Source organism: Parageobacillus sp. G301 (assembly GCF_030268025.1).
In the GTDB taxonomy this organism is placed as follows: domain Bacteria; phylum Bacillota; class Bacilli; order Bacillales; family Anoxybacillaceae; genus Parageobacillus_B; species Parageobacillus_B toebii.
This window is the reverse complement of record NZ_BSDB01000001.1, coordinates 475,970-488,851: the sequence shown is the minus strand read 5'-3', so window position 1 is coordinate 488,851 and position 12,882 is coordinate 475,970. Positions and strand designations below refer to the sequence as shown.

At 37.4% G+C, this 12,882-nt stretch carries 13 protein-coding genes and 1 pseudogene; 4 read left to right on the top strand and 10 right to left on the bottom strand.

Annotation, left to right across the window (positions count from 1 at the left end; translation table 11 throughout):
* The first annotated feature begins 47 nt into the window (after positions 1-47).
* From QSJ37_RS02670 to QSJ37_RS02655, 4 genes are all read left to right on the top strand, one after another.
* Positions 48-920, top strand: a complete 873-nt coding sequence (locus QSJ37_RS02670) for an ATP-binding protein (RefSeq protein ID WP_285753498.1) — start codon at positions 48-50, stop codon at positions 918-920.
* A gap of 10 nt (positions 921-930) precedes the next feature.
* Positions 931-2,847: a vWA domain-containing protein gene (locus QSJ37_RS02665; protein WP_285753496.1), complete on the top strand. Its 1,917-nt coding sequence runs from the start codon at positions 931-933 to the stop codon at positions 2,845-2,847.
* Positions 2,848-2,875: 28 nt separating this feature from the next.
* Positions 2,876-4,114, top strand: a complete 1,239-nt coding sequence (locus QSJ37_RS02660; RefSeq protein ID WP_285753494.1) for a DHH family phosphoesterase — start codon at positions 2,876-2,878, stop codon at positions 4,112-4,114.
* 402 nt (positions 4,115-4,516) lie between these two features.
* Complete coding sequence (locus tag QSJ37_RS02655; RefSeq protein ID WP_285753492.1) at positions 4,517-4,711, top strand: hypothetical protein; 195 nt, start codon at positions 4,517-4,519, stop codon at positions 4,709-4,711.
* Positions 4,712-4,818: 107 nt separating this feature from the next.
* Here QSJ37_RS02655 and QSJ37_RS02650 read toward each other — a convergent pair whose 3' ends face one another.
* From QSJ37_RS02650 to QSJ37_RS02605, 10 genes and pseudogenes are all read right to left on the bottom strand, one after another.
* On the bottom strand, positions 4,819-5,862 hold the full coding sequence (locus QSJ37_RS02650) for a sulfite oxidase (protein WP_285753490.1): 1,044 nt from the start codon (positions 5,860-5,862) through the stop codon (positions 4,819-4,821).
* A 220-nt stretch (positions 5,863-6,082) separates the two neighbouring features.
* On the bottom strand, positions 6,083-7,051 hold the full coding sequence (locus QSJ37_RS02645) for an LAGLIDADG family homing endonuclease (protein ID WP_285753488.1): 969 nt from the start codon (positions 7,049-7,051) through the stop codon (positions 6,083-6,085).
* 552 nt (positions 7,052-7,603) lie between these two features.
* Positions 7,604-7,795 (bottom strand): hypothetical protein, encoded by a 192-nt coding sequence (locus QSJ37_RS02640; protein ID WP_020755372.1) that lies wholly within the window; start codon positions 7,793-7,795, stop codon positions 7,604-7,606.
* Between the two features lie 192 nt (positions 7,796-7,987).
* Positions 7,988-8,414, bottom strand: a pseudogene (locus QSJ37_RS02635) (NUDIX hydrolase).
* A gap of 237 nt (positions 8,415-8,651) precedes the next feature.
* Positions 8,652-8,915 carry a hypothetical protein gene (locus tag QSJ37_RS02630; RefSeq protein WP_285753485.1) on the bottom strand — a complete coding sequence of 88 codons (264 nt, stop codon included), beginning with the start codon at positions 8,913-8,915 and terminating at the stop codon, positions 8,652-8,654.
* Positions 8,916-8,937: 22 nt separating this feature from the next.
* Positions 8,938-10,002, bottom strand: coding sequence for an anti-sigma factor (locus QSJ37_RS02625; protein ID WP_159719778.1), 1,065 nt, complete (start codon positions 10,000-10,002; stop codon positions 8,938-8,940).
* Positions 9,999-10,523, bottom strand: coding sequence for a sigma-70 family RNA polymerase sigma factor (locus QSJ37_RS02620; RefSeq protein ID WP_236546426.1), 525 nt, complete (start codon positions 10,521-10,523; stop codon positions 9,999-10,001). The genes QSJ37_RS02625 and QSJ37_RS02620 overlap by 4 nt, the downstream gene beginning before the upstream one ends.
* A 544-nt stretch (positions 10,524-11,067) precedes the next feature.
* Positions 11,068-11,313, bottom strand: a complete 246-nt coding sequence (locus QSJ37_RS02615) for a hypothetical protein (protein ID WP_020755374.1) — start codon at positions 11,311-11,313, stop codon at positions 11,068-11,070.
* 85 nt (positions 11,314-11,398) lie between these two features.
* Positions 11,399-11,680 carry a hypothetical protein gene (locus QSJ37_RS02610; RefSeq protein ID WP_159719779.1) on the bottom strand — a complete coding sequence of 94 codons (282 nt, stop codon included), beginning with the start codon at positions 11,678-11,680 and terminating at the stop codon, positions 11,399-11,401.
* Positions 11,681-11,947: 267 nt separating this feature from the next.
* On the bottom strand, positions 11,948-12,592 hold the full coding sequence (locus tag QSJ37_RS02605) for a hypothetical protein (protein ID WP_285753470.1): 645 nt from the start codon (positions 12,590-12,592) through the stop codon (positions 11,948-11,950).
* Positions 12,593-12,882 lie beyond the last annotated feature (290 nt).

Genomic DNA, 12,882 nt, shown 5'->3' with positions numbered 1-12,882 from the left:
AGAATAGTAACCGTAATGCAAAATAAAGAAAGAAAGGACGACAACTAGTGAAACTTCCAGAGAAAGTTGAAGAAATTATTCAATATCGCAACCAACTATTTTCGAATGATGAAGACGCCTATCTCATTGGAAAAGGCGGTTACACCGCTTCCGATGAGTCGATTCTATATGATGCTATCATTGCACTTGCGCTTGGGAAAAACGTCTTATTGAAAGGACCGACGGGATCCGGAAAAACGAAGCTGGCGGAAACGTTATCATCCATATTCGGACAGCCGATGCATAGTGTGAACTGTTCTGTTGACTTAGATGCCGAAGCGCTGCTTGGCTTTAAAACGATTCAAAATCACGATGGAAAAGCAGAAATAGAGTTTATCCCAGGTCCTGTCATTCAGGCGATGACAAAAGGACATTTATTATATATTGACGAAATTAATATGGCTAAACCGGAAACGCTGCCGATTTTAAACGGTGTCTTAGACTATCGAAAAATGATTACTAATCCGTTTACCGGAGAAGTCGTTAAAGCGAAAGAAACATTTGGCGTGATCGCTGCGATTAACGAGGGATATGTTGGCACCGTCCCGCTCAACGAAGCGTTAAAAAACCGTTTTGTTGTCATCGATGTTCCGTATATTCAAGGAGATACATTAAAATCCGTATTGTTGGCACAAACTACATTAACAGACGAAACACTCATCGACCGCTTCGTCACGTTATCCGCTGATTTAATTGCACAAGTAAAAAATGGGCAAATTTCCGAAGAAGCTGCTTCGATTCGGGCGCTGATCGATACTTGTGATTTAGCTGTATATTTGCCGCCGCTTCGGGCCATTGAACGCGGCATTGTGGAAAAACTGGAAGATGACCGTGAAAAAGCAGCGGTGCGCAACATCGCGGAAACGTTGTTCGAAGAATGAGGGATCCAATATGGAGCGGTTTATCCAATTTAACGATAAAAAGATTGATTCCTTTTTGTTTATGCAGCTGTCCGATTTAGCGAAAACGTTAGCGAAACATAGCGATTGGGAAGTAGAGTTCGGCTTTCAGTCTTATATTGACTTTCCAAATCGAAAATTATATGTCAGTCATTTTTGGGACAATCGGCCGAAAGAAGAAAAAGAAAACGGATTAAAAAGCGATGTCTGTTTGCGAGCCGTCGGAACGCTTTTTCATACTGATTTTTCTGAAGTCACCGCATTTCTTAACAAAACGAAAAACATATCGATCCCTAGTTTTGCAAAACAACTATTTACACTAGCAGAAGATTTGCGTCTTGAAGAAATTTGTAAAAAAGAGCGTCCTGGCACGAAAAAATGGTTTCGCATCCGCCGCGATGTGTACCGCCGTTATTTTTACAGTCAAACGAACGCCAATTTGACAAGAAGCGTATATACGGATGCATTATTTTCTGTTATCTATCTGTTATTAACATCCGACTCGCCGCTAGAGGACGTTCCGGTTATTCATGAGCCAATTGACCGAATGATGCCTTGGCTTCGCCAGACGCTTCCCCAATTTTTTGACGCTGCTTCGACGAAAGAAGTGGCCCGTATCACGTGGATGATTACAGAAGCATTCGATGACGTATTGGAAAATGATATGTTAAACACGTATTTTTATTTACCAGAACAAAGTTATAATGAAGAGATGGGACTGACGCTGGAAGACTTAAAACGGATCGACCCGCTCAATAACTGTGACATCTTGGATAAAGAAAAATGCGGGGACGAAGATGTCCATGATCAAGAACTGCCAACGTGGCACCGTGAAACGAGTGACATGACGAAAAGTTTCTTGCGTTTTGAACTTGAACAAGGCTCGCGAACCGATTTATTGGGAGATGGAGCGCGTGAAGGCGAAGACGGGGATCAAGCACTTGCGATGGTGCAAGGATCTGCGCGAAAATCGAATCGAAACGATTATAGGAAGCTAAATGCCTATGAACAGAAACGGGAAAGCAAACAAGCAGGTAAAGGGGATCGCTACGGGAAAGATAACCGGTATGCTGAAGCAATTTTTCTTTTTCCAACTTCTCCTTCGTCTGAACAAATAGCACAATATGAACAAAAGAAAATCGATATTTTACCATATCAAAAAAAATTAAAACAAATGATGGAAAAAACATTAGAACATAAAAAGACACTTCCACGCACCGATTTACATTTTGGCCGGCTGCATAAAAAACTGCTTCGTCTATGGACAGACGAACAGCCGCGCTTGTTTTATAAAAAACATCAGCCATCTTCTCGTATTGATGCCGTTTTTACGCTGCTAGTCGATTGTTCAGCGTCGATGTATGACAAAATGGAAGAAACGAAACGCGGTATTATTTTGTTCCATGAAGCATTAAAATCGTTGCTTGTGCCCCATCAGATCGTTGGATTTTGGGAAGATCCAAATGAGGCGACGGAAACGAAGCAGCCAAACTATTTTCAAACGGTAATTTCATTTGCACAATCACACAAAAAAGAAAGCGGCCCTGCGATTATGCAGCTGGAGGCCCAGGAAGATAATCGCGACGGATTTGCGATTCGCATCATAACGGAACAACTTTTAAAGCGGCCGGAAAAACAAAAATTTCTATTGGTGTTTTCCGACGGAGAACCAGCGGCGTTTGGTTATGAACAAAACGGTATTATCGATACGCATGAAGCGGTATTAGAAGCGCGCAAACATCATATCGAAGTGATTAACGTCTTTTTGGCCAATGGTGAAATTGACGAAGGACAGAGAGAGACGATTCGAAATATTTATGGAAAACATAGCATTGTTGTTCCAAATGTGGAGCAACTTCCAGATTTCTTATTCCCGCTATTGAAAAAACTATTGTATAAAAGTTTATAAAGTTTATAAAGAAAAGGATGGATTGGCGATGATCAAATTGTTTACGGACAGTGATTTAGACGGAATTGGGTGCGGACTGTTGGCGAAAATTGCGTTTAAAGAAGTAAACATATCATTTTGTTCCTACCGTAACTTAGATGAACGAGTGAAACAATTTATTGAAGATGAACAGCATAACGAAGCAAGTGTATTTATTACCGATCTGGCGGTCAGTGAAGAGGTGGAGAAAAAACTGGAGGAACGATTTGAAGCAGGAAAACACGTTCAAGTTATCGACCACCATGTCACTGCCCTCCATTTTAATAAGTATCCGTGGGGGTGGGTGCAGCCAACGGATGAACAAGGCAAAAAAACGTGCGCAACCTCGCTATTTTATGAATATTTAATCCGTGAACAAAAACTGGAACGAAACGAAACGCTCGATGAATTTGTAGAGCTTGTCCGCCAATACGATACATGGGAATGGGAAGAAACAGACAACACGCGGGCAAAGCGGCTAAATGATTTGCTGACGATTTTAGGCCTGGACGAATTTTGGGATCGCATGAGTGAACGGTTAACGGAAGGAGGTCCATTTGCTTTAACCGAAACGGAAGAACTTATTTTGGATATGGAAGAAAAGAAAATTCAGCGCTACATCCGAATGAAACAAAAACAACTTGTCCAGCGCTGGTTTGATGATTATTGTGTCGGTATTGTTTTTGCCGAACAACATATGTCTGAACTAGGTAATGCATTATCCAAACGTTGTCCACATTTAGATTTAATCGCAATGGTTAATCTCGGTACTAAACATATTGGGTTTCGAACGATTCACGACAACGTGAATGTTGCGGAGTTTGCGAAACAGTTTGGAGGAGGAGGCCATCCGAAAGCATCCGGATGCTTTGTTAATGAAACAACATTCCCGCTTTTTGTCGTCGATGTGTTCTCGCTTCCGCCGGTATATCATGATGTGGAACAAAACCAGCTCAATACAAAAGATCAAACAGAAGGGTTCTTTTTTACCAATCATCAAGGACAATGGTTTTTCTTTCATCCAAGCGATGACAAATGGGGCGTTTATCATCAAGAACAGGAAGTACAATCGTTTTCGAGCCAAGAAGAGGCGGAACGGTTTGTCAAACGTCAATTCGCAGCGGGATTGGCGGACGATCAAGTGGTGATTGACTTTTTGCAGCAACAGCTATGTATAGAAAAAGAAAAGATCAAAGATGAGTATATCAATGCCCTGCAACAATACAAACAAAAAGCCGGTACCAAATAACGGTATCGGTTTTTTATGCTACTTATTTGTTTCCTCCCTTAACCAAAATGCACGTTTTAACCATGAGTGAATATCGTGAAGGGGAAGGGAGGAAGAAAAATATGGCCAAACTGCCGGTTAACATTCATATATATAAAGCAAAAACGACTTAAACTTTATTGGTTATATACGGATTGCCAAATCAAATAAAGAAGCAGAGAGAAAAATAAACTATGAGATACGATCGGCTGTTCAACAGCTTCTCATGGTACAAGGGTTTTATGAAGATCCGCTGACTGAAATCACGGGACACTTTGAGCTGAAAACAAATGAAAATGTTAACATAATTGTAACAGTTTCTATGTTTAAATAATTTAAATAGAAACAGTTTTTCTTTATAATTATAAACGGGAGGTGAGAATAATGAAACAGTATGTCTTTTCCTTTTACACAGAGCAAACCAAACCAGTTGTTTGGGAAGAAGCGATTGCTGCCGAAGGAATGATGGATGCCTTTTTAAAAGCAAAAAATCTTATGAAAAAATACAAACATGAAAAAGGGGTCCCTGTCCGCGTTCAATACAAAGGCGTACGCTATCGCCACATCGATATCGCGTAACTAACATGGAAGGATGGTACCATGTCTTTCTCCAAATATAGTAAGGGGTAACATGCAGCGGTCGTTAATCATTAATCAATCAAAAAAGTAACCGCTGCATGTTTTATTTATTCGATTTTTATATGCACCTTTTGGATCGCATTATACCCATATCCTTTGCGGTTCCACATCGAAGTGAAAGGTTGTGTACGGCCGCTGGAATCCGTCGCTTTTGCTAAAATCGTATATTCTCCTTTCTTGTGAACTTCCCATCTCCACTCCCATTGCACCCATGCATATCGTTCCTTTAGACGTTTTAATGTCGCTCTGTTCCATGTTTGTCCATTATCTACACTGACTTCTACTTTTTGAATTATACCTTCTCCAGTCCAGGCGATCCCCGTAACCAAAATCGTTCCAACTCGATGGAGAGAGTATGGAAGCGGAAATTGAATTAATGAGTTTACGTTCATTGTTGTTACGGACATTTTTCCTTCATCATCGTTTGGATGAGGATAATAAACATAATCAATGGATTGAAACGGTCCTGTAAAAGTCTGATCCGTTACGATGATGTATTTTAGCCATTTTACCGATGCCATCGCATACCATTGTGGAACAATGAGGCGAAACGGAAATCCGCGTTTCAAAGAAAGGGGGGAGTCATTATACTCATAAGCGATGATCGTATCTGGGTGCATTGCTTTATCAAGCGGTAAACTCCTTGCGTAGTGAAAAAGACCGTCCATATCATTCCTTGTTCCGAAATCTGCTCCAATAAATATCACTTCCTTTGCCTTCCTGTGGATTTTCGCTAATGTTAATATGTCTTTTAGCGGAATTCCAGTCCATTTTCCTTGACTTATCGCCCCCGACTCCCATTGTTCTCCGAAGGTAGTAGGGGTAAACTTCGCCCGTTGATTTCCAGCACATTCCAAAGGGACGATCAACGTTGTTGAAGGCATTCTTTTCAGTTGATCAAGAGAAAGGAAAAAGGAAGATTGTACCAAACCGCTAATCATTACGGACTGATGGACTGACGATGGATATGGAAAATGGTTACGTCGAAAAAAATACCGATCTTCAAATAACACATGACGCAAAAAGTGAATCGGTGTTTCTTGATTTTCCGGTACCAGACTTCTCGTAATTAAATACGGACGTATCTTCAAATGAATTACACTCCTTTGTTTGACAATTTTTATATATGGTTTAATGATTTTTATTTTTAGAATGTGTATGACGTAAAATGTTTAGGTCGAACCATTATTTTTTGTTTTGTCTCAATATAACTAGTTTGCTTGAATTTGAAACAAATCATTTTATAACTGCCTATAATTTATATTATGTCTACTAAAATGTAAAAAATATATGAGTGGCGTTTGGTTACCACTACTCTTTCTTTATTTGATAAAATTCTTCGCTAAATTGTTTGTCTTGTTTCAACCATCTAAAATAAGTTCCTAATGTAATTCCAACTGTTTCACATGCTTGATGAACGCAATAACTTTTTCGATATTCATCGATAAAAGCTTTTTTTCTTGCTGCAACAGCTTGTTTTGTTCTTTTTAATTTCGCATTTTGCAATGTTTCTGCATCCATATTTTTATCTGGGAACGCTTCAAATTTGCGTTTTAAATATAATCCTTTATCGTGATAAATCCAGTCATAAAATTCCTTAATCGTTTTTCTGCCGCTCATATATAAACGAATATGTTTTTCTTTTTTGGTTAAGTACACGTCAAATCCTCGCGCTTTTAGATGATGTTCTAATACCGTCATGAAATCGAGAGAACCGCCAACAAAACTGACTAAATAGCCACGAGAATAAATATTTCCATCACCGTCAAAATAGCCTCTTATAAAATGATTTAAATACACTTCTGGAACATACGGAAATTTTATATCCAATGATTTATTTGGTGTGATACCATGTATCTCCATTAAATCGTTTTTCATCACTTTGCTATTGAGATATAACATATAAACACCGGTTTGCTTATTTTGATAAAGTGGTTGATTAGACCCTAATTCGTCTCTGATTTGTTCTAAAATATATTTTTCTTTTTGCGCGAATCCGATCGTTTGAAAATCATTGGAGACAAAACCGTCCGCTATAAAAAAACCTAAGATATAAGCCATATTTTTAGACCAAGTCTTGAAATAATCTTCATTTAACTTATACTTACGCTTCCAACTACCAAACGGCCTTTTTTCAATATTATGATCAGACAAAATCATTCTTATATATCTTGGAGACACATTGGAAAGCTTTGCAATTTCGGTGGTACTAGTACCTTCAAGATAAAGTTTTATAATTTCGTCTATCTCCAACGTTCGTTTTATATTTTTTCTTGTCATCTTTAAAACCCCTTCCATATTTATTTAAAATATATTATAAGAACAAATGTTCTTATTGTCTATATAAATTAAAATATTCGTAATAATCACTTCCCCACTTTAATTAATGAATGGAAATAAATCGCGAAACAAAAAAGAGACAGTAAAGTGCAAGTACTGTCTCATCACGCCGCTTTATTCCTTATGCTCCAGAATGGCTTGCCACTCTTTCTCCCGATCTGTTTCCTAGGGTTCGATTCGGTAGCTCAGCCAGGTAGCAGGCAGAATCAGGCTGGGTAACAGTTGCTCAAGTTTAATCCCGATCCCGATAATGAGGCTTTTCCGCCGTTTGGAGAACTTCTAATTCAACATGGTTACTCTGTACAGCTCAACGATATTACAGAAACGTATATTCGTTATCCAACATCAGATTACGATTCACCTAAATTTTATAGAGATATATGCAGATACTAATTTAACTTGTATTAACTGAAGCTTCCCATTTTACATATTCATCAAATTGTTCATCATCAGATGCAATGAAATCTTTTTCAACTTCAATGGTGACTGCAACTATTTCTTTTCGTTTCTTCCACCTGGAACAAATTCATTTCGGCACCATTTTACAAAGTTTCTCGAATGACACAGATATGTTTTTGCCGTGTCATCAGCTAACAGACCTTCTTTCCATTTTTCTTTTACCTCATTCTCATAGATTTGATACAATTCTTCTAATTTCTTTATAAATTCCTGTGATGCCCTCATCTGAATCAGCTCCCGATTAATATTTTATTAAGCAATTGGTAGATATGGTTTGTGTGTTGGAAGTTGAGATTGTGACCCGATAAAAAGCACCTGATCTTTTATCAATCCGTCAAACCATCTTGTTTGGATAGCGCGGTCCGCGGATCTTACTCGGCATGAACTGAACTCATTTAGCTATCTTCAATCTCTGCTCTATACCCATTCTTCCAACAAAAACACTTTATTTCTTTCAAAGTCGTGAAGAATGGATGGAGGCAGCAGTTCACGCACTCTCTCTTTAGTCGACCAGCAATAATCGATATGCTCTTCCGAAAGAACGACTTCATGATGAGCGCTTTTGCATAAGTATGTAAGAATGACTACTTGTCGCGTGGCGTGCGTTTGGAACGTCGTCGCATATAAAATCCGCTCTGCTGTCACATCCAATCCGACTTCTTCCTGAATTTCGCGCAACAACGCCGCTTCTAAATCTTCCCCAAAGTGTATTTTTCCTCCGGCTAACTCCCATGTTCCCCCGCCCACTTCGCCATCATTAGCGCGTTGTACAATTAATTAATACTTTTCCTTCGTGTAAAATAAACCCTTTGAAAACTACAACCATTTCATTTAAACCTGTCATTTCAAGCACCTTTCCTCATTATGAACATAACACGGTTGCTTTCGCTCGATTAACGAATTTAATTTCACTTTTGTATCCATAGAATAATCTAAATGTTCTAATAAAATATATCAAGATAAATTTGGGATATTTGGTATTGGTTTTACAGGTATGCATCTATGTCTTTTGCAACACGTTCCTATATTGAAAAAGGACAGCCTTATTTGGACTGTCCTTTTCGCTTTTGCTGCAGTAAAGTTACGGCTTGTAGTTAATACCTATACCAAACCAAATCATTCCCATACAAGAAACGATTAGGATGAAGTGAAGGATGCCGCCTAAATAGGAGTAGAATCGATCTTCTTTTAGGAGGCCAAGCAAGCATATGAGCAATCCGAACAATGAAATCCAAATGTAACGGATATCAAAAACGGGAATCTCCGCTATAATTTGTACATTTAACAAAATAAGTAAAAATATAGCCACCAATGTATTTAGCATATTGATTCTTACCATTATCATTTTCGACTATTCCCTCCTTTTGCTACGGCAAATGGATCTGACCTAATCGAATCACGTTGACTTCCTTCATCTTTTCTAGAGACAAAACATCTTTGGCGGTTCCCGTCATAGCGATTCCATAAATCTTCAATTCCTTATGTTTTTTTATCCATTTTAGCCGCTCGGCCATCTTTAAGTCTTTGTATTCCGTTAGTTGTGTTGCCCATTTTTCGTTTTTGCTCAATAGCTCGAGCCCTTTGACTACTTCTTCGTAATCAGTAAACGAGCGATTGAATACAGAATCTACATGCACTTTTTTGTATGGGAAGCCAATTGCTGGTGTTTGGATGAAATCTAAATCATTCCTCATCTGTTCCTCTACACCTGTGTCCAACGCAAGCCATGTTATATTATATACCTTGAATTTTTCATTTATCTCTTTTAAGGAATAGGACTGATTCAGGGAAATATAGATTTCAACCGGCCAATCGCTTGGGAGAGATTCAATTTTTCTTCGTTCGTCAGGTAAAAAGTATTTGGCTTTCGGATGAATAAAGTTGATTCCAATGTGATGAAGCGAATACCCAATCGCTCGATAATTCGATTCTTTAGCAAACACATCATTGAAAAATAGTTTGTAAGTATCCTTACCTACATAACTTCTTTTATCATCCATCCATTTATATTTGTCGGCCGTGACAGTCATGGTAAAGGGCTTGATCTCAACATCGACCGTATCGTAATCTACATACACATTTGGAGACATCATTTCACTAACCGTTTGAATGGTTTCAATCAATTCGTTCCCTCTGTTATGATCTCGCCCCCAGCCGTAATAAACAAAAGTAAACATAGTCAATAAGGGAACAATCGTGAGTATAAACGATACAACAAGCAGCGTATTTCGAAAAAAGAATTTTTGTTGGGCCTTTTTCATCATTTTTGCGAGATCGGCTTCCTTCAACCCTTCATCATGAAGGGTTTCATGGAGAAATTCATGGTATACGTCAAAACTTTCCAGAAGCTCCTCTATTTTCTGTTCTTCCTCTTTGCTTAGTGTGCCATTTTGATATTTCTGCAATAATGGTTTTAACTCGTCTTTTCTCATCCCTTCACCTCATTGCGTAATCGTTTTTCTAATTCCCGCCTGCCCCGAAACACAAGGCTTTTTAAATAAGGGAGTTTTACGTTTAACAGTTCCGCCGCTTCTTTGTAGCTAAATCCTTTTATATCGACGAGCATAATGGCTTTTTGTTGCAGTTCTTTCATGTTGGACAAATGTTTATAAATCAACTCCAGCTCATGTTTTTGCAAAAACGCGTTTTCCGTTTCTAATAATGGATCAAGCTTTAACGACGCAAAGAAATCATCCACTTGTACAAGCTGCATCTTTTTGGCTTTTCTGCAGTGGTCGATGAAGGTATTATAAGCGATCCGGTAAAGCCATGGCTTTATTTGTACTATGTCGCTTATGCCGCTTACATGTAAATAAACCTTATAAAATGTTTCCTGCAGGAGATCCTCTGCCAAATGATAATCATTGGTTAATCTGTACAGATAGCGAAAAAGGGATTTGGAATACAAGCGCATAAGTATATCCAATTCAAATTTATTGGCAATGGTTTCCACCCTCCTTCCGATAAAAGACGCATTAAAAACAAAAAAGTTTCTGTTTTTCCAAAATTTTTTATGAAACATATGTATTAATTAGAAAGATCATCGAACATCATTTTGAAACAGCATCTATACATACTTTAATTACTATATAAAGCGGTTATCGCTAGACTTTTATGATAGCCCTTCTTGAACACTGGATAAGGTTATTTTTTATTAGTGAAGCGATCAAATGAAGAGGATTTTGATTCGTATGAAATGAGGAGAGTATTGGAGGGAGAAAGCATGTTTTGCAGAATTTTAAGCTTGCTTATGTCTGTTTTTCAATCTAAACCTATCTACATTTGTGGCTCACTTATAATATTTAAGACTTAATTTAAAATTTAAGCTCTGTTAAACAATAATGTTGATAATTTAGCAAATAAAAAAGAACCCATTGCTTATCAAGACCTAAATTATAAAAAGCCTTAAAAAATAAAGGAACGTACATATTAGTCATGTATAATATGTATGTTCTTTTTATCTTTTACTAAACTAAACACCCGTTAGTTCAAGAAGTTTACTTTTGAAAATCTGCTATATTCCAATTCATTTTAGGATTAACTGTATCCATAAACTTCTTAATTTGTTCTTCACTTAAATCTTTTTCACCAGTCGAATTTTTCGCATATGATACAAGTTCCCAAGTTTCATCATAAGGTTTCTTCGGTGCTTTCCACCTAATGCTAAATGTATAATCAACGCCATCAATCTTTACTTTCATAATCAATATATCGCCAAGAAGTATAAACTTACTCATTTCCATTTTTATATGCCACCTACTTTCGTGTATTTACAGGAGAAAAAGAAAGATTGCGACTACGGGCAGAATCTTTGAATAAGAATATTTTTTATGGTTCACTAATCCCCATTGCCAATAGCAAAAGAAAAGCAATGGCCAAAACCGCTCCATTTCCTATCAAGCTGATAATTGGCAGAAAGAAACGTTTTGTCATCAACCACGAGAACACCGCTAATAAAATACCAATAATTGATAAGATGCCATAAATTGTTATCACGAAATAAACATCAGCATTTGGACCTCTTTCAACATAGAAAATAATGATACTTATGATTACAGGCAACAAAGACGTGACACCTAATATATTTCCTACTTTTTTCTTGTCTAACACTATTACCCCCACCTTTTTGTTGATAATAACTTTTTGAATCATAGCCACCCATGCCGCATTTCGCGGCACTACAGATGATGGAAGTTCATTCGTTCTTCCATGAGAGACAACCATGCCGCATCTATACGGCACCATCAGAAGAATGAAAATATTAATTTTCAGACTTGCCTACCATACGTCAAATCATCAGGCCCATGATGTCTATCAAAGGGAAATTTACAAAATAATTTGGACTTGACTTTTTATAAATATGCTCTTTAGAATTTGTTAAAAGGTCTTGTGCCATTCTTTATCATCTAATGGTACACCTTTTTTAACATAACTAATGGAAATCATTCCATGTTTTAATCCAGCGTTCTTTTGAATAAATGATACAATCTCGTTAAAAATTTCTTCATCCTTTTTAGCCGGCTTTCTAGGTACAGATATGATAATAGTAGGTGCCGCATCGTATTCTTTATAACTACTTGGCTCATTTGGATTAACGTTATACGTTATTCCGGTTCTTTCGTCATAATGCACCGAAAATTCATCCAACACTTCAAGCTTTTGCTCAATATAAGGACGTATATGGTTTTCTAATTCCTTTTCCCACTTCTCCGCAATATAAGAGTCTTCCATCTGTTTTGTTTCTTCATTGTAGTAGACTAAAAACTGTGTATGATCCTTTTTGTTCTCTGCTTTAGCAGCGTAATCAAATGTTGGGAAGTTGCCCATATTATCAAATAGTGTATCATAAATAACAATTTCATCTTTAAATGTATTTTTTATATATTCCTGCGCTTGTATTTTTACCTTTTTCACTTCATCCTCATCTGGCTTCATGCTTTGTACAAATGCAAAAGCAAAAAGCCCTATACCTAATGCGAATATGCCGAATACACCGATACCAATTTTTATTTTTTTATTCATAATAATCCTCCCTGAACTGTTTTGTTAATTATAACATAATTTCCATTTTTCTGATATTCGTTCTTAAATTAAACTGCTCTTCACTTCAATAAAAAAGGCCTTACTTCCTGTTTATTGAAGTAATGCTCTCGTTCACCACCCATACCGTATTTCGCGACACCAAAGACGGTGGTGGGAATTGAGTAAGAAAAGAATGATGTCTCTTTTTGATTCCTTTTGTGGCAGAAGTATCAATTCTTTTTTACCTTACTGTTTTTTTTCTCAATGTGTGTTAACTTTGATTTAAGATA